Origin of the sequence: Emcibacter nanhaiensis, assembly GCF_006385175.1 — a bacterium.
Taxonomy (GTDB): domain Bacteria; phylum Pseudomonadota; class Alphaproteobacteria; order Sphingomonadales; family Emcibacteraceae; genus Emcibacter; species Emcibacter nanhaiensis.
In genome coordinates, this window is the sequence record NZ_VFIY01000013.1 from 1 (window position 1) to 26733 (window position 26733).

Here is a 26733-nt window from a genome sequence, read left to right on the forward strand (position 1 = left end):
TGCGTTGTCCGATGATCTGATCGCGGACATAAGCTCTTTTGCGGAACGCGACAGCCCTTCTGGAACGCCTGCAGAGGGGTAGAGAACTCTAATCCAGATTATACTGAGAAGATCGGCCAACGCAGCATCGGACGGGGCTATCTCTGCTACAATCTCACAAAGATATTTATCAGGTTGAATTACCAGGCGACGAAACAGTTCGTCCATCATAGCGCCCAGTGAATAGGCTAAGAACAACACCGTTTCTTTAGACCACTCCTTCCCTTCATTTTTCTTGAGAGCACTTTTCGTAATCCGCTGGTAGTAGTCATGGTTCATCTTCTGCACCAATCGATCAAACTCTGCCTCCTGATCAGTGATCTGAAGAATGCAACGCATCAGGCCAGCGTTTGCCCGACCTACCGAGATATATCTGAGATTCTGCCGCCGTACCATTTCAAACGGCGCAGAGGGGCTCCCCTGGGGCGTTTTCTCTGTCGAATTTTCAGAGGACTTCTCGAGGAGTTCCACAAATTCCCTCATAACCGCAAGAGTAACATCCCTCTTATCCTGGAAATAAACATAAAACGCCCCGTCCGACACACCAGCATCATGCGTGATGTCGGCGACGCGCATTTCATGGTACCCCTTGGTCTCAAGATTCCGAGCTGCTGCCAGTTTAAGGCGTTCCCTGGATCTTTCTCCCTTTTTCTTGAAAAGGCCGCTATCAATACGTTTTGCAAGCCATTCAATGTAACTATGTTCCAAGAAACTGTAACTTTCCATTTTTCACCCTCATCGAAGCAAAACAACTGCCGTCGGTCTGATTTTCTCTACATCTTTATGTGTCATCATTAACTATCAGACAGCAGTGTTAATATAGTTGGAGCCTACCCCACCATGTTATTCTGCAAATTATATTATTAAATCTGATATCATTTTTCATATTGCGCAATCAACACTCATCTACTTTTGCCGCCTATAGAATAAAACCCAACCGTTGAAAAAAATATCACAAGAGCGGGTCCCCATACGTAGGCATTATAAAAAAACAGGTTTCGGCCAACGGAACTAAAACTTTTTTTATAATCTATAATATAATTCGGTCTCTAATGCGCATTCCAGCGAAACTTGAGGAAAAAGGCTTCTGGAAAGTTACCACTAATTATCAAATCTTATGGGTTTTGCGCCCACAGTGTTTTTTCCCTCCATTTACACATCACTGTTCTCAGCTATTGCCAAAGTATGAGTGAGTAGCGTTGGAACAAAGTGCGGAGTTGAAGATATCGAGTACTTTGGAGGGATATTATATGACCATCCTTCACAGACTTTGATAAGGTCGTGATTTCGTACATCGACGAAAAACAGAAATGCTATCTAGTCACTAAACTGAAAGTCAGACTTTATCTGATTGGCCGAACCATTCGCAAAATGACCGTCTACTTGTACCTTGCTATGGGGAATGTGGATTCGTCCAGACACTTGCCTGCGAAGATTACCTGGTGTGTAACCAAATTTACGCTTAAAGGCGGTGATAAAGTGGTTAACGTAAGAATAGCCGAGTTGAGCAGACAGCGCTTTAAGTGCAATGTCGCTGCTTTGAATTGCCTTGTGAGCCCTATACAGCCGCTGATTATTCATGAAAGACCAAATACTCTCACCGTATCTATTTTTGAATTTATTATTGAGCACCCTACCGGACATACCATATCTTTTAGACAACTCGTCAAGTGTTGGGATTTTGCCATCAAACTCAACCAGTTCATCATGAATTTCTTTCAGTATTCTAGCCTTATGCGAAGAACTTTCGTTGTTTGATTTCAAAGAACTCAAGTATTGGGCTAATAATGTCAAATATTCAAGAATCTTGACCTGAACATAGTATTTTCCCATATCATCTACTATCGGCTTATGTATGTTTCCATGCAAAATCTCTGAAATATAGACAGGAGTCGCCATGCATTGTATTGAGGAGATTTTTTCAATATTCAATGCTCGCAAAAGCCTATGAGTTTCTTCTTCCCCAAAAAAACGATAAAGAAATGATTGACTGATCTTTATCGAGGCCAATTCAACGGCTTCATTTGTATTAAGTCGCAGAGTGCAATCAAGGAACTGCCGATACGTAAATGCCTGAATATTATTGTCTAGCCAATATTCTTGGTTAACATCAGCCGATCGGATAGCTACCTGTCCCTTTCTGACAGAGAGTATGGTCAAAATTGGTCCATCAAGGTTACCGCGTTCCATAGGTAAGGAAATAAACTGTCCTGACGCTTTGGGAGTGAAGGTGAAAGAGCCCTGGCAGAGACTGGTCCCCAAACTCAGATTCTGGAACTCTACCCAACCTTTGCCTATTTCTGCAGGAATTGGAGCGTCTGTTCTGTAGATTGATTCAGGCTCGTTTATTAGACGTATTTCTTTTTTTTCCTTTAACCAGTCTATTGTAAGTACTTCTACCGGTGGTTGGTTCCAAGACATACTTATTTCCTGTTGTAACTAGGTTTTACTGTAAGCGGCCGGGATCGCACACATTCGCCCTTTCCTGCAGCTGCGCTTTTTGACCTTATTGCCTGAATCGCCATGATATTCGTCGCTACATATGCCCCCCCAACTTTGTCTTCATTGGTGGGACTAGCAAATAAACTGGCATTCAGTTGTTTACACATGCTATGTGGAGATTGAACGCTTTCAGGGATCAAAGCCTGCACATTGACCATCGGTTCAGCTTTCAGTTCCAGCGACTTCAGCTCGGCCGACAATATCGAGGCAGCCCCTAGCAAACAGATGACCATTGTTTGATTCACTGATAGCCATTCGGAAGTAAGGAGATCCTTTCTTGCCAGCCTGAGGATTATTTTTTCATCAGTCACCTGCCTGCTCTCGGGTTCACTATTCTTAGACATTTTTGCTCTGATTAAAGGACGACCGTAGGTTGCTTCCTGAATCTTTAGTAACCGATGCTTCAGTTGAATTCCACAAAATTGATGTCATATTCATTTTTTAGAGAAAGTAACGCGATTGCAACCAATCGCAGGTGGAACGATCCCCACAATAACATATTGCGTTAACTAGCTGCTCTATCAATTGCAGCAAGGTAACTAATTGCTTTTCTTCCTGATCCTTCGAAGTTCCATCTGTTGAGCCTGAAAACCCAAAATTTTCATCAGATGAGATCTAAGCTTTTCAAACCCCGGAAAGGTTTGCTGCCGAACCCCATCCAAAGTTAAAATCACATATCCGTTAGCCAGCGCCACTGGCGGCGTGGTGTATTCACCCTTTTCCAGCAAATCGACTACACGGCGAAATTCAGGCACTAAATCGCTTTTCCAGCGCCACCCCAAATCCCCACCCTGTTGCGCCGTCGTCGCGTCCAGCGACATTTCTTTAGCAAGCTTTGCAAAACTGTTTCTGTCCTTCAGCGCATCAAGAACTTTACGGGCAGCCCCCTCATCAGAAACCACTATCTGGCTAAGCCGATATTGCTTATCGCCATTAAGTTGCCGAAGTTGATTGTAAACTTCTCTGGCATCGCTTTCCTGGACAGGATTCCTTTTAAAAAAGTATTGCCAATATGCTTGAACTAAAACTTTTCTGCGAGCCAATTCGATTTCGGTCTTAACCTGTTTATCCCCCTCCAGCTGAAGCCGAGCTACTTCCGCAAGAATTTCGTCTTGCGCCTCCAACTCGTCACTTATGCGCTGCTTCTGTTCGTCGGGCAATTGAGAAGTTAACTGCTGCCGTAGCTGCGCTGTGGTTAACACTGCATAGCCATTTTCTTTTGCTTCAAGCACTGTGATTGTCATTAACATACCCAGCACAACACTTATCAGGATCTTGGCCATCTTATTCCTCATGCTATTCCCGTCCTTTTCATTTTAGTACTTGAATCATTTGTCCTGCTATGTACTTTACTCAACATTTTCCAAGCAGCTTTCAGGTGATGGCGTCCCGTTGCGCCGCCAGCTCGGTGAGGTGCTCAAGGGAATGCAAGTGTGCATGTATCAACGACAGGACACCTTCACGTTCAAGCGTTGCAATTTCAATATCAGGCAGACATGAGATGGCAGCTTGATCTACAACATAATAACCGTTAACCCTGTATCGTGCACCTTGAGGGCTGATGACTTCCAGGCAACGCTCTACCAGAAGATCTCGTTCATCCAGATACTTGCACCACTTCTGTGTGTCGTTTTCCGCGTCGTTGCAAGCACGCAAGAAACCCAGTGCGTCACATAATGCTTGCGTGGGATCCCCTGTATCGGTAAACAGTGTCTCTCCTTCTGAATTGCTAAAATGTGGCGCGGACTCGTCGATAAGCACATGTTCACCCGCCAGTCGAAATGGGTAGGCTCTTATCGACGCTGGAACATATACGCCCCGCCAACTACTACCCTCCAAATACAGGTTCTCGTTTGCCGCAAGGCCCAGCAACACGACAGGATGAAATACACCCTGCCTTTGTAAGAATAGGACCGGATAACACAATGCTGCCTTTGCAATCTCTACTGTCGTTATTGACGCAGTATGATGACTTTCAACATGGTCATACGAGGTTATTCTCCGAAACTTTATATTCCGATGTCTGTCTGAACTTAAACCGCTCAGGTTCACGTAAGTACTCCTTCCTGGTGGTTAATATATGACTACTCTCAACTCGCTTCATTTCTCCGACGCATGACCTGCTTTGCTCAAAAGGCTACTGGACTACTGTCTTTAATCAGTCAGTTACCTATTCCCGAATTGCAATCTGACCGCATTTTTTCCCACAATAGTATCGCACCTGAGTTCAGGTTTACTCTCATAGCCGCCCCATCGATTCCCGGGCGGTACCAGATATCTTGCGTAAATGTGCCCCCACTGTCATTTATCCTGAAACACCACGGCTCGGATCGTTTCCGGGTCTACATCAAGACGGTGTTTCGCGACGACGATAGCCAACAGCAGGATATGTCGCTCGTCATATTCCGCTCTCACCTCATGCGACGCCTCTATCAGCAGCACATCATCCTTGGTAATCCCAACACGCAGCTTGGCCTCCAGGTCGCCCGGCATAGTCACTGGAACTGTGACAAAGCGAGCGCCATCCATGTCGATTGAAGGAGCTGATACATCGGGAATATCGGTCGGGGAAGCAGACCAGCGGTTGTCTTGATGCTCTACGCGGTAAGCATTCACCGCCAGCACACCATTCGACTCCAGCGTATCCCCCCGTTGAGTAAACACAGGAACGGTAATACCGAATGACTTGACACCGTGGTGCTCAATCTTGAGCTGTTGTCCGGGGTAGATTAGATCGGGATTTGTAATTTGCTCACCATTAACCGTATATATCCGCGGCCATCCCTGGGGCTCGCCGTAAACACTACTTAATCCGGCAATATCCCAAAGATTGTCGCCTTCGACAACCGTATAAATCTCGCCATCACCGATGCTCAATTCGGCGGTATCGCCTTCGATACTCAAGCTAAAAGGCTCAATTCTCTCATCGCCCTCAAAGTCAATATGCCCGCCTGTTTGGTGCTCACTAACGCTGTTTGGCATATCTGAGATGCTGTCGCCGGAATCTACAGTGAAATAACCGTCAAACCCGGATCCCTCGGAGTTCCCCTCGAATAACGGTTTCGGGGTGAACGGATCTGCGGGCCCACCTGGATCAACAGGGCCATCTGCGGGAATAGCAGGTGGATTCTCGGCACTGTAAATATCCGCCGTTGCCGCTTGATCCGGGAGCACATAGTTACCGCTATCCAGGCCCGTCAATTCCATTCTGACAATAATCGCCTTTTTATTGCCGGGGTTGGGATCCTCAAAGCTTGCACTGACATTGTTGGTATCCAGCGCTACCGAATCTCCGGCTACGATACCCGACAGGCTGCCGTAGCTACTGATCGTAGCGTCAGTATTGCCATCATAGGTCTTGTTCTCGGCCGTGATTCCAATCACCGTCAGGCTCTTCACTGTGATGTCGGCTGTCGTCGTACCAGTGGTGGCCGTCAGCGCATAGTTGCCGGCATCGGCGCCCAAAAGCGTGATGCCGCTGACGCTCACAGTCTTGTCCGTGCCTGCGTTCTTGTCACTGAAACTACCAACAAGTGCGCTCGCATCAAGGTTCAGATCATCACCGTCGACCAATCCGTCAAGCACCGCGGCAGCGATCTGCAGGACGGCATCGGTGGTGCCGTCATAAACCTTGTTGTCAGCAGTGATGCCGCTCACCGTCAGGCTCTTCGGCGTGATATTCGCTGTGGTTGACGTGTTACCGGAAACCAGAAGGTAATTACCGGCATCCGCGCCCTGCAGGGCGAAACCGGTAAAGGTAACCGCCTTGTTGTAACCCACATTCTTATCCGCAAAACCGGTCACCGTGCCGGTGTCGATACCGACGCTGTCGCCGCTAATCACCCCGGTCAAAGTTAATGTTACGCCAGACAGACTGATATCGGTGGTGCCATCATAAACCTTGCTGCCCTGGCCATGCAGGTCAAAACCGAGCTGCTTTGGCGTTATATCTGCTGATGTCGTATCGCTGGTGCTCGTCAGCGCATAGTTGCCGGCATCGGCGCCCGAAAGCGTGATGCCGCTGACGCTCACAGTCTTGCCGACAGCCGCGTTCTTGTCGCTGAAGTTGCCGACCAGGGCGCCGGCATTGATGGACAGATCGTCACCGCTGATTATGCCGCTGAACACCGCGGCGCCGGTCTGCAGGGTAGCATCGGTGGTGCCGTCATAGACCTTGTCGTCAGCGGTGATGCCGCTCACCGTCAGGCTCTTCGCGGTAATATCCGCAGTGACGCTGTCGATGGTGGCCGTCAGCGCATAGTTGCCGGCATCGGCGCCCGTGAGCGTGATGCCGCTGATGCTCACAGTCTTGCCGACAGCCGCGTTCTTGTCGCTGAAGCTGCCGATCAGGGCGCCGGCATTGATGGACAGATCGTCACCGCTGATTATGCCGCTGAACACCGCGGCGCCGGTCTGCAGGCTGGCATCGGTGGTGCCGTCATAGACCTTGTCGTCAGCGGTGATGCCACTCACCGTCAGGCTCTTCACTGTGATTTCGCCTGTGATGCCGCTGGCATCGGCGCTCGCCATTTGGTAGCCATAGACCACGGCTGCGCCGTTGCTGGCGGAGACCAGTGACACGCCTGTCGCGGTCACAGTCTTGCCGGCACCCACATTCTTATCATCATAGCTGGCCGAGGTCGGTGCGCTAAGGATCACACTGTCGCCATCCACCACGCCGCTCAACACCGACAGATCGCCGACGCCAACGGACGCATCCACTGTACCGTCATAGACCTTGCTGATTGAACCAGTGACGGCAGCCGTTAGTGTCGGCGCCAGTTCGTACAGGAAGCCGTTGCCGCTCCCCAGAACAGTGCTGCTGCCATGGACAGCGTTGTACTGCTTGAAGTCGTAGCTCAGGCCGCCGCGTGTATCTCCAGCCGGATCGTCAGACCACACCAGCCAGCGGCCGTTGGCGGCGGACAGCACCGCCGCACCGGCATTGTTGGTGAAGCTATCGCCGTAAATGTCTATCGCCGTGCCCGTACCGGCCGCGGTGAGTGAGGTGTTGCTGTCCAGTACCACACCGGAACCGGCGGTGGGACCTTCATTGCCGAGCACAATAGTGTCGGCAGTAATCGCACCGTCCAGGGTGATGTCCCCACTCTCGGCATTTGTCTTACCTGCGCCGTCGCGGATCAACAATTCCACCGCGCCCGTACCAGCATCAAGGCTCACCCCGCTGGCCAGGGAAATCACCGCCGCCCCCGCATCGCGATCGGCATCTACCACGCTATTGGCCAGCGTGTCGTTGGCGTAAAGATAAAGCGCCCCGTTATCGGTGGTGATGTCGGCATCGACCAGAATGGAGCGGCCGGCATTGAGGCTCAGTGCGCCGCCATCGCCCGAGGCATTGTCAACGATGACGGCACTGCTGACGGTGATGTCGTTAGACGCCTGCAGGGTAACGCTGGCGCCGGTCGAGAGTTGCGCAGCCAAGTCGCTGGCCAGCACATTGGCAGTCTGGCCTGAAAGTGAGACATAAGTAGTTGCATCGTTTAGTGGTGTCGTGAGCGATACTTCGGTGCCAATGAAGAGATAGACCCCGCCACTGCCGTCCTCGATATTGCCAACGCCGTCGTAACCGGCAGCGCCCACCGCCAGCAAATCACCGTTCGCGTTGAGTGATATCGCCGAGCCGAAGGCATCATCCGCCTCCAGGCTGCTCACTGCGACGTCATAACCCGTGCTGTAGCCGAACCCCAGTGTAGTCTCCAGGGAACCGCCGGTAAAACTGGTATCGGTAAAATCGAACAGGTAGGCCGCGCCGCTGTCACTCGCAACATTACCATCGCCGTCATCACCGGAGGCGCCCACCGCCAACTGATCGCCTGCGGCGTTGAACGACACAGAAGAACCGAAGGCATCACCCGCCTCGAGGCTCGTGACATCAATATTCTTGCCGCCGCTGTAACCGCTGCCAAGGGTAGCTTCCAGCGCCCCGCCGGTGAAGTCGGCGTCGCTGAAACTGAACAGATGGACCGCGCCGCTGTCACTCGCACCGTTGGCGCTGCCGTCGTCGCCGGAGGCGCCGACGACCAGGCGGTCGCCGGTAGCGTTGAGCGCCACCCCGCCGCCAAAAGCATCGCCTGCCTCCAGGTTGGCGACATCAATATTCTTGCTGCCACTGTAACCGCTGCCGAGGGTAGCTTCCAGCGCCCCGCCGGTGAAATCGGCGTCGCTGAAACTGAACAGATAGACCGCGCCGCTGTCGCTCGCACCGTTGCCACTGCCGTCATCGCCGGAGGCGCCGACGACCAGGCGGTCGCCCGCAGCATTGAGTGATACGCCGCTGCCGAAGCCATCGTCCGCCTCCAGATTGGCGACATCGACATTCTTGCCGCCGCTGTAACCACTGCCCAAGGTAGCCTCCAGCACTCCGCCGGTGAAATCGCTATCTGTAAAACTGAAGAAATACGCCGCTCCGCTGTCACTTACGCCATTGCCACTGCCGTCATCGCCGGAGGCGCCGACAACCAGGCGGTCACCCGCAGCATTCAGCGCCACCCCGCTGCCGAAGGCATCGCTGGCCTCCAGGGCGGCCACATCTACATTCTTGCCGCCGCTGTAGCCGCTGCCGGCGATCGCCTCCAGAGCACCGCCGGAAAAGGCCACATCGGTAAAACTGAAAAGATATGCCGCACCGCTGTCGGTGACGGATTCGCCAATGCCGTCATCGCCCCATGCCCCCACGGCCAAGCGATCGCCCGCGGCGTTGAGGGAGGTGGAGATACCGAAGGCATCGTTGCCGGTCTCCAGCTCCGCCACATTGACATCCTTACCGGCGACATAGCCACCGCCCATGGTTGCCTGAAGGCTACCGCCGGAGAAGCTGGTGTCGCTGAAACTGAAGAGATAGACCGCACCGGCATAGGTTTTGGCATTGCCGTAACCATCATCTCTATATGCCCCAACCGCCAGACGGTCGCCGGCGGCGTTGAGAGACACTGCGTGGCCAAAATAATCGCCCGACTCCACCGGCCCGGTCATATCGATGTTCTTGCCGCCGGTCTCACCAACACCGATGGCGGCCTCCCACACGCCACCATTGAAATCGCCATCGGTGAAACTGATGAGATAGACTTTGCTATTTGTTCCCGATGTTCCTGCTGCTAGCCGGTCACCAGCGGCATTAAGCGAAATGCTTTCGCCAAAGCCAGGAATAGTGTCGACATAGACATCTTTAACACCGGTTGGCGAGTTATCGACCGTAGCCTCCAGCGCGACCCCGGAAAAACTGGTGTCGCTAAAGCTATAAAGGTAAACTGCTCGTTTTCCCGGAACGCCCACAGCGAGCCGATCACCAGCTGCATTCAGCGAAACACCCCGACCAAAAAAGTCGTACTGATTCAGAGACAAAGGGAGATTCTTACCGCCGGATGAGGTTCGGGCGCCAATCTCTGCCTCCAGCACCCCGCCGGAAAAACTGGTATCGGTAAAACTATACAGATACACTTTACCTGGATAGTTGTCAGTATTACCTATCCATGCGCCAACGGCTAGGCGGTCCCCCGCCGCATTCAGCGATACAGATGAGCCGAAATAATAGTGGGCCCCTAGCGTCGTCTCGTCTATATTCTTGCCGCCGGTATAATCTGCGCCGATAGTGGCCTCCAGCACCCCGCCGGAAAAGCTGGTGTCGGTAAAGCTAAACAGATGCACTGCGCCCGAACCGATCACATTGTTATTGGCACCATAATCATAAACCTCCCCAACTGCCAGTCGATCACCGGCGGCATTGAGCGATACTGAAAGACCAAATCCCTCTCCTGCTCTGGCCACGTGGCTAGTCGTATCGATGTTCTTGCCACCGGTGTAACCATAGCCAATAAGGGCTTCCAGCGCCCCGCCCGAGAACTCGGTGTCCGCGAAGCTGAAGAGATACACTGCACCCGCTCTTGTTTTGTTATTAGCAGCGCCATCATCGTAATCGGCACCAACTGCCAGCCGGTCGCCCGCGGCATTGAGCGCCACCGCTCGGCCGAACTGGTCGCCGGCCTCCAATTCGGTATCGATATCAATGATGGAGCCCATGATGCCGGCATAGGCCCAGCTCTCAATGATGTTCTCATCACCAATGATGATGTCCTTGGGGTCGAGCAGCAACTGGCCACCACCAAGGGTCACGCCGGAGAGCGCCACTTTGCGCAGTTCACCGGCGGAGGAGAGCTCCACCGAGCCACCGCCGACAGCACCGGTGGCATCGACGCTGCCCAGGAAGGTGGTCTGCGTGTCCGACCAGACCACGACCGTGCCGCCCTGGCCGTTACCGCCGCTCACATTGATAGCGGTAGCGTCATTGACGAAGCTGGTGTCGGCATTGCGAATGGAATCGGTGTCGCCCCAGCGACCAAGGAAACTGTCGTAATATGGCTGGGCGGGATCCGGCGTCTTGCCACCCTGGAAAGCGCCACCGATGCGCACCAGGCCACCGCTATCGCCACCGCTCGCATCAATGTCGGCCGAAAGCAAGTATACGGCATTGGCGGTGATGTCGATGTATCCGCCTTCACCCTGCACGCCATCGGCGCGGTAACTGCCGGAACTGGCGAACTTGCCTCCTCCGTCCACACTGATACTGCCGCCGTTTTCGCTACCACTGGCATCGGTGCTGCCTGTAGTGATTTCCATGATACGTTCTGCACGGTAATGAATAATGCCGCCGTCACCATTGCGGCCTTTGGCATGCACTTTGTCGGCCAGCGAAAGTAGGCCCTCGCTGGCAACATTGATGCTACCACCGTTGACGCCGTCAGCGCCGATGTCGCCGCCGAGCATCACGGTCTGGCCATCGATGGCGATACTGCCGCCGTCATGGCTGTCGCTGCCGGCATTGAGCGTACCGGTGTTTGTGACGCTGCCGCCGTCGAGCAGGATGCGGCCGCCATGTTGGGTGATGCCTTCAGCTTCGATAATGCCGCTGTTGTTCACCACGCTGGAGAGCAAGTCCCGGGCACTGCCTGCGGTGAGGATCACCACACCGTCACCGGCGCGTATGGCGCCTTTGTTCTCGATCAGCCTGTCCAGGTCACTCCGGTTGACCGTGACGGTGACCAGACCGTCACCGGAGAAGTCGAGAGTGATATCGTCGCCCGCTGCCAATGCCGCGCTGCCGTTGGAGGCATCAATACTGCCCTGGTTTTTCACGACTGGCGCCACCAAGGCCACAACCCCGCCACGGGAAAGGATGTGACCGAAATTTTCCACTGCGGCGGCATCGTCCGGGTTGATAAAGTTGAAATGGCCGGCAAGGAAATCTTCATCAGCGATGTCGAGGGTGGAGGCGGTAATGCCGCCAACATTGACCTGGCTGCCATCACCAAAAACAATACCCGCCGGATTGACAAGCATGACATGACCGTTGGCGTTGAGCCGCCCCAGGATTTGACTTGGGTCCTCCCCCAGCACACGGTTGAGCGCAATGCTGCTGCTGGAGGGCTGGTAGAAAGTGACACTGGCATTGGAACCGATGTCAAAGCTCTGCCAGGTGACAATCATCTTCTGGGAATCCTGCCGCACGAGCATGCTGGTGCCGTACTGGCCAATTCCGCCGGAACCGGCAGTGATTTGCCCACCGGTGGGCAGCGCATTCACGGCGGGGTCAGCCAGGGCGATACCGTTTAGACCTAACAGGCTTAGAACTATAATGCCGATCACCGTTTTGCTGAGACCGACCGTGCCGGACTTGCCGGCGCTTTTGGCAAATTCACAAACTGCTACCCAGGCGCTCTTAATTTTGCTCCAGACCAGACGGTAGACTTTGTTCATGACATATTTCCTTGCTTTTATTCGGTTAAGAACCAGCTTTTATTTTGTACGAACTGATGTTGCCGGCGCACCGTTAAAACCAAACGACGCCTTGCAGCCAGAAACGGCTAGTATCCGTTTCTCCATCAGCATTTTTGCCATCTATAGTGCGGCCATCATTGTGTCCGAGTATATGCGCCCATCCCAGCCTGACGCTGTGACTGCCGGAGCGGCTGACATGGACGCCAATGCCGGCGCCATTCAGTTGGTAGCTGTTTTTACCTGTCGCCGTAGGAATGGCGACGTCACCGGGATCATGGTGAACACGAATACGACCTGTATCGATAAATGCGGACAGTTGCAGCAGGCCCAATCGCGTTTCTCGTGGCCAGTCATAGCGCAGCTCAACACTGCCCAACCAACCCTCATCGCCCTGCGCTTCCGCCACAGGATAGGCGCGCACGCCATTGGGACCGCCCAAAATGAACTCTTCCGAAGAATCCAGATTACCATTGGCCCATTGAGCCGAGAAACGCCCCAGCAAGGTGAAACGGGCTGACAGACGCTGTAAGCGAGAGGCATTGAGGCTGAATTTATGGTAATGGCCATCGGTGTTGAGCGTAGCCGCGTCCACTTCCTTGTCCGAAGCCACACGCGACAGGTCCAGATCGCCGGAGGTCACAGCGCCGCCCAAATGGTTTACGCCACCACCACCCCATCGATCGATGTAATCCACACCAAGGGTCAGATTGACCACATTCACTCGTTTGTCGCGAAGCGTACCGGCACTGCTTTTGTCCCTGAGAGCTTTATGCTCGTACCCCATGCCGCCAAAAACGTTGAATAGCCGGCCGCGAATGAATGGGAAACTGATACCGGCATTCACAATATGTGAATCGCCCGCCAGTTCCGCCAGGCGACCGGAACCATCGATCACCTCATAATCCATAGTGGTATAGCCCACCGCCGCACGGAAGCCATTGCTGTTTAAAGGCAGATCATATCCCAAACGCAACAAGCGTATACCCTTGCTTTTGGCGCCGGATACAATGGCATGGTCACCATAGCCGAGCGGATCATTGACATTAATCAGTGCATTGGCCTGCGCTTTGCCCGTACTGTGATTGCCATAGTTATCCGCCCAGATTATTCCGGTGAGGAGAGGCGCCTCTTCAACATCAACCGTGATTTGAGTGGCACCCTTTTCCTTGCCCGGCGCAAGTCTCGACCGGGCCGAAATGCCTGGCAGGTCGTTTATCAGAAATAAGGCACGCTCCAGTTGCTTTTCCTTCGGCGAGGTGCCTGATGGAGCGTTTTTTTCGACAATGGCGGTAAGGGTGCCTTTATTTATTCGGCTCTTTTCTGAAAGATTGATCTGCCAGCCACCACCTTCTCCCTGGCTGCCGGCCAAATGCCCTTGAAGTATGGCGACTTCTATCACCCCTCCAGAGACGTCCTGGCGGGGCAGATAGGCGCGCGCCAACAACCAGCCGGCATCCCGCAAGCATTTCGTCACTTTGTCAGCAAGCGCCTCAAGATCACTAAAACCAAGCGCCTGCCCAACCGTTTCCGCGACGACGGCGTCCAACTCCGCTTCCGGCATCAGGTCCACAGCACCTGTAAAACGGATGCTTTTTATCTGAACCTTAACACCCGCATCCTCCACACGGCCAGACTTACCGGGTTCTTTCGATTCAGCTTCAGGTATTTTCTGAGGAACAGCCTTTTGTTGCAGCTGTTCTTGCTGGCGCAAAAGCGAACCTGCATCGGGTGGCGTTTGAGCTAAAGCCGGAAGCGGCAACATAAGACAGAATGCGGCCGCACATCCTCTTATGCCTGCTCTTCGGACGGACTCCATACCGAAATTTGACGCTTTCAACTCGCCCCCTTCAATTTCTTAAAAATTTAAAAGATCTTATATCAAGCTGGAAACTGACTTCCACATCCCAGGGTTACGATATATTGACTACATTCTACGAAATCCTGCATTCCCCTGGGATCTCCAAACATTTTTCCCACGAGACCCGCCGAAGCTTCCCGCGGCGGGATTTTTTCCAGAGTGGGATGCAAGAAACACGCAAGATCCCAAACTGCCCGCAATTAATCCGGAAAATTTTAATTTGTGCTGCGTAATCTGGAAGAGAACAGGCGGTCCATAGCCCTCCATGCCCCGATACACCACTTCCTGCAGGCCTTTGCGGAGCACGTTGGAGTACGCACCGGGATCGGAGGACAGGTTGACTTTGATAGTCACCCGCAGTTTCATTGCGCAGGCGATGGCAACACACCGAAAGGTTTATTATAACTCTCTATCGTTGGGTGGATGACAGACGGGGTAGCATAAACACACGAGACAGAAAACCCGACAAGAGATGCAAAGTGTAGCTTAATATACTCTCAGAACTATCCAACCTATGGAAATAGTTCATTGTTCAGCCTGCTCACTCACTTGATAAACATATGGGCAAGAGTAAAAGTTTATTTTTAATCTATCTTCTGCACGAGTAAAACTTACTGGCTCTCCAGAAACAAACATGAACCCTCCAACATCCTCGTAGAAAATATATTGCTCTTCGAGCGTTTTCTCTTCTGCGCCGTAAAAGGTAAGAAACACACGTTTCCCCGCAACAAAACGGATACGCCTTATAATGCACTCCTCCGCCTTACCCGCATAAGTCTTGCCTTCAAGGGGATAGTAAGATTTAGATTGTTGATTAACTACACTGCATCCTGCAAGAGAGCACACTGCCCCCACGAGAACAACATTAATTGCATACTGTATGGGCCTGTCACCCACACTTAGCTTCCTCATTTTTGGCACACCTCTTCTTTCAAAAAGATAGTTGTTTCGATGTTTGTTTCTCCATAGCTTCCGACTTCAACGGTCTATGCCATTGGTATCAGGCCACACACGATAAAAACCTCTCGGCAAAGTGGCGTTTTAGCTTTTCAACTTTTGCAGTTCTTCGATGACATAATCTGGGAGCCATCAGTACGCCCCCTCCCCAATAACTAATTTGCATTGAGAAAGATTACAGTTGATCGGGAGACTTCCCTTAGACAAAGCCGGGTAGAGGTGTCACGAAAGCGAGAATTGAGCCGGGTACGTCGCTATTCACGAACTGTCGCCGTCAACGTGACTGTCTTCTTCCAATACTATTTTTGCTTCCGTAGGCTTGTGGAACAAGTACCCCTGAAAGCGGGGAACACCAAGTTGCTTCAGTTCCTCGAAAACTTCCTCGGTTTCTACACCTTCCACAACCAGATTTATGTCAAGACTCTCTGCAATAGAACATGCTGCAGAAACAATGGCTTGATCCACAGGGCTTGAGAGAATATCTGCAACTAGGGTGCGCTCAATCTTAATGCCGTCAACAGTTAACGTTTTCAGCAGGTCAAAAGAGTTATACCCCGTTCCAAAGTCATCCAGATAGACAGGAACGCCAAGTAAGCGTAATTGTAACACGAAATCGATTTCCGCAGGAGACCAATGCACTTCATCCGTTTCCGTGATCTCGATCATAAGTCGTTGAACTGTTTTTGGATCTCCGGAAAGGCGCTCCAGAACCCACCCCCGAAAGGTCCGATCACTTAACGAAGCCGCCCCGATATTTATTGCCAAGTACCGACCATCTTTAGGGAAGAGGTCATCATTGACTAATTTGGTAGCCTGAGCAATGACTTCTTCGTTGATTTTGGTCATCATATTATAACGCCTCGCCGCAGGCATAAAAACTCCAGGTGGAATTACATTACCATTCTCATCCTGTATGCGTATCAGCGCCTCATACCCCAATATTTTTCTCTCCGGGGAGACCACTTTCTGGAGAAAAAGTTCAAAGCGATGCTCCGACAGCCCCTCTTGAATATAGTTAAACCAGTCAACCGCCTGTCGCGCTTCAACAATTGATGAGTCATCGTAACGAAAAACATGTAAGCGCCCTCGCCCCTCCTGCTGTGCGACTTCGCAAGCGGCAAGGGCTTCCGACATAAGCACTTCCGACTGAACTTCTGGCCGGTCCAAAACAGTCATTCCGCCACTCGCGCTAACCGAATAAAACCGCGTATCATGAAGGAACCGATACCCCTCAATAGCCTCAAGTAGTCTTTCGGCAACGGCTCTTGCTTTATCAAGTGACAGACCGCGCAAGAGAATCGCAAATTCATCACTCCCGACACGCCCAACGATATCATCTTCCCTGATAGACGTCAGGATTACCCAAACGATGTTCTCAAGCATCCTGTCCCCTGCCTCACGGCCACAACTGTCGTTGATCACCTTGAATTTATCAAGATCTAGAAAAAGGAGACACGCGGGGTTCTGGTCTGTAATCGTCCGTCGGGCGACTTCAAGATGTTCAGTGAAACCGCGATGATTTAGCAATGATGTTTGCTCATCGTGGGTCGCCAACCAGTTCAGATGTTCCGTCAAGGCGACAAGTTCTGCAGCATCGCGTAACACGAGAACCGCCCCAGCAGGTCCAGTTTCACTGCTCGGTAGACACACACATGACAGGGTTATGATACGGGAGTTACCTTCAATTCCTGTTAGATTGATAAACTTGTTAAAATCAATTGAAGGCCTGCCTTTCAATGCCTCATCGACAGGATCAGCCATTTGTCGACCCGTTGTGCGGTCAAATATCGAATATACAGAGCCAGCTTTTTTGCCGATAATATCATTGGCATCGGCGCCGATGATACGGGCGGCCGCACCATTGCACAATCTGACGACTCCCTCAGCATCAGTTCGTATCAGCCCCTCCGTCATCGAAGATATTGTGATACTGGCAAGATCGCTCGCCTCCCGCAACGCGGATTGGGTTTCTTTGAGATCCGAAATATCATTGTTCCTGGCCAAGACCAGAATGACTATACCGTTTTCATTTTCAATAGGCTCAAAATGGATTTCTCGCTGTTGAACGTCACCTTGCGCATCACGTTGATTAACTTCGAACCGAACGCTTCCCCCCGCGGCCGCCTCCATGAACTTCCGTCTCACACGTTTACGGTCACCTGTATCAATCCAGCAATCCTCCTCCCATAACAGCGTATTGCTTTTTGCCCACAAAGCCGTCGTGGCAAAATCCGGCACGATAGAATTGACAGTAAGAAGCTTCCCCTCCAGTGTATAGACACTGATAAAGCGCTTTGTTGCCTGAATATAAGTGTGGAACCGTCTGTTAGCCTCTTCCAGTCTACGTTCAAGTTTTGTGCGCCACCCAATATCTCTGTAGACAATGTTAAGAAAAAGTTGCCCGTCCAACGTAAAGCAGGAAGCAGATACCTCTGCATCCACATGCCCCCCGTCTGCTCGCTTGAGCTGTGTCTGATAAACCGGGGAAATTGTCAACTTTCCATTATGATTGGGGCTATTTGCAAAAACAGCCTGAATATACTGTGTATCCCAATCAGACAACCACGCCCCGACAAGTTTTGAAGGCTCCTGCCCAAGCATTTTTGTGAGAGCCGCGTTCACTTTTACAATTTTCAGTTTTTCCAGCGACACCACAGCTATACCGTCGCGGGCACTCTCAAAACCCCCTACTCGCAATTCGTTATCAATACTGGAATAACTCTCCACTCCGTCAACCTGGCTTCTTTCTCTACAATCGACATAGACATACGCCTTGCCATGGAGTGAAAAGGGCACAGCATCCACCTGAACTTGTACCAAAGTGCCATCCTGCCGGCGCCAGACGGTTTCTATTCGGCGAACCCCCCCCTCATGGAATCCATTCGTGTAGGCGGCTTCAAGAATTTGATCTCTGCCCGCCTCCGCATCCCAATCCCAGGGGTGGATTCCCAGAACGTCTTCATAGTCTCGCTGCAGCATTTGCGCAAAGGCGACATTGGCTTCCACGACTTTCAACTCGTCGCGATAGTCGAGAATACCGATAGCGTTGGGAGATGCTTCAATAGCAAGTTTTAGCAACGGGTCAAAGCCTTGCGTAGCGTTCTTATAGGCTCCTTGAGCCCCCTTATAAGGAAACTTCTCCCAACCGTTTTCCTCCAAACTTCGATCACTTGGGATATGCTCCATATCCTGCCAACCTTTCTTACTTGATCGTTACTCGTTTATCCAAATATCTCCGCTATTGCCCTCATTAACTCAACCCAGATCACTCTGTTTTAGTCTTCGCCCTATCACGTTTTATCGCACCCGCAGGTCAGCGGACTTTCTCCCGCTATATAGTAGCTGATCCCCTTGATCGTCTGAGCACCAACCAACACTCGCGCGAGATCGTCGATGCGCAAAGCGCCAGTGCCGCTGGAATCAAGTGTGAAGGTTTCTGTGTTGATTTTTATATAATTCGAAGTAGTGACCCAAAAGCCGCTACCGCTCGGATTCCAATCGGCGTAAAAGCTCTGGGCTATGATACCGGTGTCACTACTACCCCCAGTCCTGCTGAAGTTTGACGGCAAGGTCACGACATCGCTCTCGCAAGCAATCATCGCCGCAAGGAGGCGAGACATTGTGGCTGACACCGACGCCTTAGAACTATTGCCAATCTGGAACACACCTTGAGAGTGGTAACACCCCTTTAGTGCGGTAGATTTAGCCACCCCCCCCAAGACGTCCTTGCGGGATAGATGGGCACGCTCCAACAACCGGCCAGCACCCCCCACACGGTCAGGATTGCGTAGTTCTCTCGGCTCAGTTTCGGCTTTTTGTTGAGGAGCAGCTTTTTTTTGCAGCTGTTCTTTCTGGCGCAAGTGCGAACCTGCACCGGAGGGCTTTTGGGCTACAGCCGGGAGCGGTAAAATAAGACAGAGTGCAACCGTGCCCCATCTTAATTTCGCTCTCCCGGTGGCCATTATATTCAACCCGGGCTCTATCACCATGCCCCCTCGATCGCTTAAAATTCTAAATAAGCTTATATCAAGACAGAAGCTGACCGCCACATCTCAGAACTACGATTTATTGACCAGTTTCTACGATCTCTTACACCCTCCAGGATCTCAATATCTTTTTCCGCGAGATCATGCGAACGCCTTCCCTTTTTGCTTGCTATCAAGCAAAGGCGAAGCGCAAGAAATATGCAACCACCCCAAAAGTCCGCTATGAATTCAGAAGGTTATTATTTGTCAAATGTATTCTGACAGGGAATGGCATGCCCCTAAGCCTGGTCAAGGTTGACAAGAGTCTTCAGAGCTTCCAGATGCACATCTTCCCCAACAACGGGCATGGCCATACGGCGGGCTGAGCGATTGAAACGCCTGATGTTTTCAGATTTATCTGGCCACTCTCTGTTCTGTAGGTTCTGAGGCCTTCATAAATCTCCTGCCCATAATGCAGTTCAGTCGCCACCAGGTTCAGATCGATATCCTGAATGGATATAATCTCTGCGTTGTTCCAGCCCTCACGGGTATCATATTTTTGCAAAAACATATGATCAGCAAATGCTGCACCAAAACTCAGTTCTGCGGGACATTGACCACGCTTGTCCTGTGGAAGCGGTTTAATTTCGATAGGCACTTGCTATTCCTTCCACGACTCTAAGTTCTTTCCGGTTCGCTTCATTGCTTTTAGCGAGGACATGTCTGTAGATGCAATAACCCGCTTCTTTCAGTCAACGTATTTCTCTAACCCGCCAGAGAGCGTGCAATCACAAGACGCTGGATATCAGAGGTTCCTTCGTAAATCTGACATACCCGCACATCCCGATATATTTTGGCGAGTCCGAACTCTTCCAGATACCCGTATCCACCGAGGGTCTGTATCGCGCCGGAACAAACCGCTTCAGCCGTTTCCGATGCAAACAGTTTGGCCATTGAGGCCTGGATGAGAGCAGGTTCTCCGGCGTCTTTCATTTGTGCTGCAGACAGTACAAGCTCACGGGCTGCTTCAAGACGGGTTTTCAAGTCGGCAAGGCGGAACCCAACGGCCTGATGCTCCATAATCGGTTTGCCAAAAGAAACCCGTTCGCAAGCATATTGCGTTGCCACTTCAAGGGCTGCTTGCGCCATACCAACGCTCTGTGCGGCAATACCGATGCGCCCTGCTTCAAGATTAGAGAGGGCAATCCTGTATCCCTTCCCCTCTTGACCCAATATCAATTCATCTTCAACAAACACCTCTTCAAACCTAAGGGTACAGGTATCAGATGCCGTTTGTCCCATTTTATGTTCTACTTTCTCAACGACAAAACCGGGTCGATCGGTCGGCACAAGAAAGGCAGAAATCCCCCGCTTCCCCGCGGCGGGCTCTGTCACCGCAAAGACAACAGCCAGTCCGGCGATTTTGCCGGATGTTATAAACTGCTTTGATCCGTTTATTATATAGCCGCCGTCAACTTTCATAGCCTTTGATCGCATAGCAGATGCATCAGAACCCGCGTCGGCTTCCGTCAGGGCAAAGGCGCCGATCATCCTGCCGGAAATCAAGTCGGGCAGAAATCGGTTTTTCTGTACTTCTGTCCCGTCTTTTAACAGCCCCCCGACAATCAGGCTGTTTTGAATGGAGATAATGGTCGATAGTGATCCGTCTCCAGCCGCCAGTTCCATAAGAGCTAGAGCATAGGAAACATAATCAACCGCAGCCCCGCCATATTTTTCTGGGGCCGTCATGCCAAAGAGGCCAAGTTCAGCAAGCTCGGTAAACAGCGCCAGCGGGTATCCGCCTTCTGCCTCATAGGAAAAGCTGTTCGGCTTTATTTTCTCTTGTGCGAAGGTGTGAACCATATCGCGCACAGCAGTCTGTGTTTCATCCAAAATCATTTTATGGTTCCTTATGCTGCCTGTTCTTTGTCAGAACGCCCGGCACGTTGAAGTTCCTCAATTAGCTCTCTCTGGCGCACCTGGTATTTTTCAATAGCCTCTTCCTTAACGGGACCAAATCCCCGTATCATATCCGGCAGCTGCGCAAGCTCCACAGCCAAAGGAAGCGTTGCCTCGTTAAGTGACGTTACCATGCGCTCGATCAATGCAAAATAGTCTCTTACCAAAGCGCGTTCTTGTTTGCGTTCCGCCGTTTTGCCGAAAGGGTCCACCCATGTGCCGCGCAGTCCCTTCAGCCTGGAAACTACTTTCAAGAGCGCAAATACCCACGGTCCAAATTTGATTTTTCCCGGCCGGTTCGTTCTGGCGTCAGTGCGAGAGATTATAGGGGGCGACAGCCAAATCGATAGCTTCCCAGTGCCTGAAAACTGTGCTTTCAGTGTCTCAATAAACTCCGGTTCTGAATATAAACGCGCCACTTCATATTCGTCTTTGTAGGCCATCAGTTTGTAGGCATTCACGGCAACGGCTCGCACCAGATCTCCGCCCCCTTCATCCAACCCTCGCACCTTACTCTCTACAACGCTGACAAGATTCCTGTAACAATCTGCATAAGTTTCGCCCTGATAAGCAATCAAATCTCTGTATCGCCTGTCGACAAGAGATCCTGTGTCCTCCTGGGAAAGTGTCGGCTGTGCTTCCCTGATCCCCGCAATTGCTTCTACTTTCTGAGTATCTACTGCAGCCAGACGTCCCCACATAAAGGCCCGTTTGTTCAGATCCACAGTGACACCGTTAATCTCGACCGCCTTCATCAATGCTTCTCTAGAAACCGGCAAAAGGCCTTGCTGCCATGCGAACCCAAGCATCAGCATGTTGGCGGCAATCGCATTGTCAAATAATCCCTCGGCAATTGATGTTGCCTTTAATTCAAAACCGCTACGTGCCCGCTTCATCAGAAGCGCCGCCATCTCATCCGCTGGAATCTCAGCATCCCTGCTTGTTACAATATCCGCCGTTGGCGCCACATCAGTATTGAGAACAACAGCAGCCTTGCCGTGTCCTATTTTCTGAACCGCATCATCGCTGGAGGCAACAACCAGGTCCGTCCCGAGAAGAACATGGACTTCCGGTGTACCGATGCGTACCGAATGAATATCATGATCCTTTGCTGCAATTCGAACCTGACTGACAACCGCCCCATTTTTCTGGGCCAGGCCTGTAAAGTCAAGAACCGTGGCATTGAGTTTTTCCCGGAAAGCCGCAGTCCCAAGAAGTGAACCCGTTGTAAGCACTCCGAGACCTCCGATCCCCGCCACATAGATGTTGTAAACGATGTCTCCAAGCGCGGGCAGTTCCGGCAACGGTATGTTCCTGAACAGATTTTCCTCCAGCCCCTTCACGTAGGCGCTATCTGGTTTCCTTAGAACCGGACCAGCAACTTCCACAAAGCTCGGGCAAAAACCCTTCACGCAGGAAAAGTCCTTATTGCAACTGCTCTGGTTGATCTTTCGTTTTCTACCATAGTGCGTATCCGTGGGCTCGATGGCAATGCAGTTGGACTGAACGGAACAGTCGCCGCAACCTTCACAGACGCGCGGATTGATGAACAGGCGCTTATCCGGATCCGGGAATGCCCCCCGCTTCCGGCGGCGGCGCTTTTCTGCCGCACAAGTCTGTTCATAAACTATTGCAGTCACTCCGGAAATTGTTCGCAAATGTCGCTGGACAGCGTCCATCTCGTCGCGGTGCCTGACCTGAACGTTGCCGGAAATCTTTTGTTGCCCCTGCCATTTCGCCGGGTCATCGCTAACGATATAAACCATGCCGACCCCCTCGGCCAGCATTTGCTCGACAACACCCACCGGATCTGGTGTTCCTTCTGCAGGCTGGCCGCCCGTCATCGCCACAGCATCATTGAATAGCACCTTGAATGTTATATTCGATTTGGCCGCTACGGCAGCGCGAATGGCTAGCAGGCCGCTGTGCTGGTATGTTCCATCGCCCAGATTCTGGAAAACATGCCGGGTTTTTGAAAAAGGTTCGGCTCCAACCCACTGCAAGCCCTCTCCGCCCATCTGGCTAAAGGTCCCTGTTTTCAGCTTGGGCAGGGAAAGCGCCATAACGTGGCAGCCAATACCGCCGCCGGAGATTGACCCTTCCGGCGTCTTTGTCGAACTGTTATGGGGACAGCCTGCGCAGAAAAATGGCTTTCGTTTTGGAAACGGTAGAATTGCGGCCTCTCCCGTCGCTTCCTTTCGTACTGCAAGTCTTTGCCTCGTCTCCTCGGGCAACAAAGCTCCCAGTCTAGCGACCAGTACGGCCGCCACCATATCTGGCGTAAATTCATTTATAACTGGGAGTAAGGCTTTTCCGGTTCCGTCAGTTTTTCCAACCACACGCGGATGCCTGCCCGTCCTGTTGTAAAGAGCAGATTTTAACTGATCCTCTACAATAGGGGCCTTCTCCTCAACAACAATGATTTCCTCGGCATCCCTTGCAAAAGATACAAGGGGTTCCGTCGCCAGGGGCCAGCTCATAGCAACTTTGTAAATAGCAATTCCCATTTCGGCAACCTTTGCTACTCCCAGCCCCATATCCTCAAACGCCTGCATCAGGTCCTGATGGGCCTTGCCGACGGTGACAATGACAAAACGGGGCTTCTGTGGCGCCATCACAGGATGATCAAGTCTGTTTGCAACGGCCCATGCCATAGCTGCAGGCAGGCGTTCCTCATGCATGCGACGCTCGTATTCTACTCTTTCCGCCGGCCAGTTTACAGCAGGGTCCCAACCGAACCCCCGATTGGGAACGGCAATATCCGGCAGATCAAAATCCGGAAAAAGATCTGGCAGGTCAAAAGAGGCAGCGCTTTCCACTACCTCCGCAATGGTTTTCATTGATATCCAGAGCCCGGAATAGCGGGAGAGCGCAATCCCGGCAAGACCCAGGGTGAGAATTTCAGGCACGTTTGAGGGCTGCAGTACCGGCATCAGCACAGACTGGAAAATACCGTCTGTCTGGTGCGGGAACATGGAAGACTGCGCCGCGTGATCATCGCCACCGACAGCCAGGACACCGCCGAGTGCTGAGGTGCCAAGCGTATTCGCATTGCGGAATACGTCACCGGTACGATCAACACCATTGCCCTTGCCGTACCATATGCCGAAAACACCATCCACATCCGAAGAGCCATAGGCCTTGTGCATCTGTGCCCCCCAAAGGGCTGTCGCAGCAAGATCTTCATTCAGACCCGGTTGAAACACAATATCATGATCCTTCAGGTAGGCTTCCGCCCGCCACAGCTGCTGGTCATACGCACCGAGGGGTGAACCACGGTAGCCGGTTAACAGCCCGGCCGTTTTTAGTCCACGCTTTCTATCCAGATTCCTTTGCGCCATCGGCAGGCGCACCAGCGCCTGAATGCCGGTCATAAACGTCCTGCCAGCGGCAGTTCCATACATTTCGTCCAGATATTCGTTTTTCTTGCTCATACGTCTTGAGTCCACAGTCATTAATATTGCCTGTGAACATACAGCTAATTCGTTGGCAAGTGTTGCCATATTGACCTTACGCAAAACCTATATATAGTATTTATGAACCAATATTTATTTATTTATTAGACATAATTACTACCATGAAGAAGCTTGATGCTATTGACCGGAAGATCCTGGATATCCTGACCCATGAAGGTCGCATATCTTGGCGCGACCTGGCGGACAAGATTTCCCTTTCCCTAACCCCGACGTTACGCCGAGTGCGGCAAATGGAGGAAGACGGCATTATCACCGGCTACAGGGCGGAACTGAATGACAGCCTGTTCCGGGGCTCAATGGGCGTAATGATCTCTATTACACTGGACCGACAAGTTGACGAGGTGCTTCATGTTTTTGAGCAGGCCGTATCAGATATTCCCGAAGTGGTCGATGGTCATTTGATGAGCGGCAAGGCTGATTATATGTTGCATGCCTATGTGAATGATTTGGACCATTACCGGGAGTTGCTTTCGGTTCTGACAAAACTCAAGGGCATCGCTCATATTGAATCAAGTTTTGTCCTTAATACATTCAAGCTTCAAAGCAAGCCGGTGCTGACAGTGGAAATATAGCATTCTGCCCTGTGAACAAGTGCTAAATAAAACCGTTCATGAGCTGCGCCACTCCCAACCCGTTCGAAATTATATCGAAACTTTAAGCTATAGTTTGCATCTATGGTCAGTATTAAAATGTAAGGCGCTTCTTAGACACAGCCCTGTTCTAGGACCCTGCGCTTAGCTTTTTGTCAGCCAGGCAAGCCGTTCCGCATTGGCGGGTGTATATTCATTCTGGTGTTCGTCCGCGTGAGGGACGACAAATCCCTGGAGTCCCAGGTCCCGCAACTGCTGCCTGAGAGCCAGCAAACGCCCTTTTGTCATACCCTGTCCCCAATTTACTGGTTAGAATCGTTCCAAGAAGACCTATTAAGAACATTGTCGATGGCTTCTGTCAATGCCGAGATTTCCGCGGACTCGATACTGAGGGCCGGCGTGACGTAAATGACATCGCCAAGAGGTCGGATCCAGACGCCTTCCCGGACAAATTCCTCACGCAATTTTGCGGTATCCTCGATCCTTTCCAGCTGGATCACCGCCACCGCACCCTTGACCCGCACATCCACCACACCGGGCTTGTCGCGGAACTGGGCAAAGCTCTGGGTCAGATGCCCCTCGATCTTTTTCACCCGGTCCAGCACATCCTCTTCCTCGAAAATATCCAGCGAGGCATTGGCCGCGGCACAGGCCAGCGGATTGGCCATATAGGTGGGGCCGTGCATGAACGCCTTTTCCGGGTCATCAGACAGAAACGCCTCATAGACCCGATCGGTGGCCACTGTCGCCGCCATGGCCACCGTGCCCGCCGTCAGCGCCTTGCCGAGGCAGATAATGTCGGGCACCACCTCCGCCTGTTCACAGGCAAACATGGTGCCGGTACGGCCAAAACCGGTGAAAATTTCGTCCAGTATGAACAGCACATCTGCTTTGCGGCAGGCCTCGGCAATGCCTCCCAGAATTTCCGCTTCGTGAAACTTCATGCCGCCTGCGCCCTGGATCAGCGGTTCCATGATCACCCCGGCAATGCTGTCCTTGTTTTCCCGAAGAAATTGTTTCAGTTCCGCCAGATCCTCGTCGCTTTGCGGCAGGGTCCGGATATATTGTTGCTGCAGGTAGCCGCCGAACGCCTTGTGCATGCCGTCGTCGCTGTCGCCCACCGACATGGCGGCAGAGGTATCCCCGTGATAGCCGGCCTTGAACCCGACAAAGCGGGCCCGGCCTTCGATACCCTGGTTGAGCCAGAACTGCACCGCCATCTTCAGGGCGATTTCCACGGAGACCGATCCGGATTCGGAAAAAAAGACGTGATTAAGGTCGCCGGGCAGAAGCCCTGCCAGCCGCCGCGACAGGTCAAGCGCCCCCTCATGGACCAGGCCGCCCAGCATCACATGGGACATCCGGTCGATCTGCGCCTTCATTTTCTCTTTCATGCCGGGATGGTTATAGCCGTGGCAGGCGGTCCACCAGCTGGCGATGCCGTCAAGAAGCCTGCGGCCGTCGGCCAGCTCCAGGTAAACCCCGTCGGTGCCGACCACCGGCAAGGCATCCGGCGCCGTTTTCATCTGGGTATAGGGCAGCCAGATATTGTCATAGCCTTCCCGGTACCATTCCGGAAGATCCGCGCTCAGCTC

The 26733-nt window shown here is 52.1% G+C and carries 16 protein-coding genes and 1 pseudogene; 1 reads left to right on the forward strand and 16 read right to left on the reverse strand.

Annotated features, from left to right (window positions below; genetic code table 11):
- From FIV46_RS10610 to FIV46_RS10670, 14 genes and pseudogenes are all read right to left on the reverse strand, one after another.
- Window positions 1–765: TetR/AcrR family transcriptional regulator (locus FIV46_RS10610; protein WP_139940905.1), on the reverse strand; the 765-nt coding region annotated here is incomplete at its 3' end.
- 591 nt (window positions 766–1356) lie between these two features.
- A complete protein-coding gene (locus FIV46_RS10615) occupies window positions 1357–2460 on the reverse strand; it encodes a helix-turn-helix domain-containing protein (RefSeq protein ID WP_139940906.1) in 1104 nt (367 codons plus the stop codon).
- 2 nt (window positions 2461–2462) lie between these two features.
- On the reverse strand, window positions 2463–2852 hold the full coding sequence (locus FIV46_RS10620) for a hypothetical protein (RefSeq protein WP_139940907.1): 390 nt from the start codon (window positions 2850–2852) through the stop codon (window positions 2463–2465).
- A gap of 228 nt (window positions 2853–3080) precedes the next feature.
- Window positions 3081–3824 (reverse strand): peptidylprolyl isomerase, encoded by a 744-nt coding sequence (locus tag FIV46_RS10625; RefSeq protein WP_181163184.1) that lies wholly within the window; start codon window positions 3822–3824, stop codon window positions 3081–3083.
- Between the two features lie 91 nt (window positions 3825–3915).
- Window positions 3916–4593: a SapC family protein gene (locus tag FIV46_RS10630; RefSeq protein ID WP_139940909.1), complete on the reverse strand. Its 678-nt coding sequence runs from the start codon at window positions 4591–4593 to the stop codon at window positions 3916–3918.
- Window positions 4594–4842: 249 nt separating this feature from the next.
- Window positions 4843–9999 (reverse strand): YDG domain-containing protein, encoded by a 5157-nt coding sequence (locus tag FIV46_RS10635; protein WP_246056924.1) that lies wholly within the window; start codon window positions 9997–9999, stop codon window positions 4843–4845.
- A gap of 471 nt (window positions 10000–10470) precedes the next feature.
- Window positions 10471–12312, reverse strand: a pseudogene (locus FIV46_RS18475) (two-partner secretion domain-containing protein); the annotation flags it as partial.
- Between the two features lie 73 nt (window positions 12313–12385).
- Entirely contained in the window at window positions 12386–14095 is a 1710-nt protein-coding gene (locus FIV46_RS10640) for a ShlB/FhaC/HecB family hemolysin secretion/activation protein (protein WP_181163185.1), read from the reverse strand.
- A gap of 621 nt (window positions 14096–14716) precedes the next feature.
- Window positions 14717–15088, reverse strand: a complete 372-nt coding sequence (locus FIV46_RS10645) for a hypothetical protein (RefSeq protein WP_139940912.1) — start codon at window positions 15086–15088, stop codon at window positions 14717–14719.
- 318 nt (window positions 15089–15406) lie between these two features.
- On the reverse strand, window positions 15407–18334 hold the full coding sequence (locus FIV46_RS10650) for an EAL domain-containing protein (protein WP_139940913.1): 2928 nt from the start codon (window positions 18332–18334) through the stop codon (window positions 15407–15409).
- Window positions 18335–18438: 104 nt separating this feature from the next.
- A complete protein-coding gene (locus tag FIV46_RS10655; RefSeq protein ID WP_139940914.1) occupies window positions 18439–19008 on the reverse strand; it encodes a hypothetical protein in 570 nt (189 codons plus the stop codon).
- A gap of 433 nt (window positions 19009–19441) precedes the next feature.
- Window positions 19442–19771, reverse strand: a complete 330-nt coding sequence (locus tag FIV46_RS10660; protein ID WP_139940915.1) for a branched-chain amino acid aminotransferase family protein — start codon at window positions 19769–19771, stop codon at window positions 19442–19444.
- Window positions 19772–19878: 107 nt separating this feature from the next.
- Window positions 19879–21012 carry an acyl-CoA dehydrogenase family protein gene (locus tag FIV46_RS10665; protein WP_139940916.1) on the reverse strand — a complete coding sequence of 378 codons (1134 nt, stop codon included), beginning with the start codon at window positions 21010–21012 and terminating at the stop codon, window positions 19879–19881.
- 11 nt (window positions 21013–21023) lie between these two features.
- Window positions 21024–24575: an indolepyruvate ferredoxin oxidoreductase family protein gene (locus FIV46_RS10670; RefSeq protein ID WP_342780425.1), complete on the reverse strand. Its 3552-nt coding sequence runs from the start codon at window positions 24573–24575 to the stop codon at window positions 21024–21026.
- A 74-nt stretch (window positions 24576–24649) separates the two neighbouring features.
- Here FIV46_RS10670 and FIV46_RS10675 point away from each other — a divergent pair, with 74 nt between their 5' ends.
- Window positions 24650–25120, forward strand: a complete 471-nt coding sequence (locus tag FIV46_RS10675; protein ID WP_139940918.1) for an Lrp/AsnC family transcriptional regulator — start codon at window positions 24650–24652, stop codon at window positions 25118–25120.
- 162 nt (window positions 25121–25282) lie between these two features.
- On the opposite strand, the gene FIV46_RS18095 is transcribed toward FIV46_RS10675, so the two are convergent.
- Window positions 25283–25426 (reverse strand): hypothetical protein, encoded by a 144-nt coding sequence (locus FIV46_RS18095; RefSeq protein ID WP_181163186.1) that lies wholly within the window; start codon window positions 25424–25426, stop codon window positions 25283–25285.
- A 14-nt stretch (window positions 25427–25440) separates the two neighbouring features.
- Window positions 25441–26730: an adenosylmethionine--8-amino-7-oxononanoate transaminase gene (locus tag FIV46_RS10680; RefSeq protein WP_139940919.1), complete on the reverse strand. Its 1290-nt coding sequence runs from the start codon at window positions 26728–26730 to the stop codon at window positions 25441–25443.
- Between the last annotated feature and the right edge of the window lie 3 nt (window positions 26731–26733).

Excerpts from the sequence above, each read along its gene's own strand:
- FIV46_RS10615 (WP_139940906.1), bottom strand. The coding sequence starts at position 2,460 with ATGTCTTGGAACCAACCACCGGTAGAAGTACTTACAATAGACTGGTTA.
- FIV46_RS10625 (WP_181163184.1), bottom strand. The coding sequence starts at position 3,824 with ATGGCCAAGATCCTGATAAGTGTTGTGCTGGGTATGTTAATGACAATC.
- FIV46_RS10640 (WP_181163185.1), bottom strand. The coding sequence starts at position 14,095 with ATGTTGCCGCTTCCGGCTTTAGCTCAAACGCCACCCGATGCAGGTTCG.
- FIV46_RS10650 (WP_139940913.1), bottom strand. The coding sequence starts at position 18,334 with ATGGAGCATATCCCAAGTGATCGAAGTTTGGAGGAAAACGGTTGGGAG.
- FIV46_RS10665 (WP_139940916.1), bottom strand. The coding sequence starts at position 21,012 with ATGATTTTGGATGAAACACAGACTGCTGTGCGCGATATGGTTCACACC.
- FIV46_RS10670 (WP_342780425.1), bottom strand. The coding sequence starts at position 24,575 with ATGGCAACACTTGCCAACGAATTAGCTGTATGTTCACAGGCAATATTA.
- FIV46_RS10675 (WP_139940918.1), top strand. The coding sequence starts at position 24,650 with ATGAAGAAGCTTGATGCTATTGACCGGAAGATCCTGGATATCCTGACC.
- FIV46_RS18095 (WP_181163186.1), bottom strand. The coding sequence starts at position 25,426 with ATGACAAAAGGGCGTTTGCTGGCTCTCAGGCAGCAGTTGCGGGACCTG.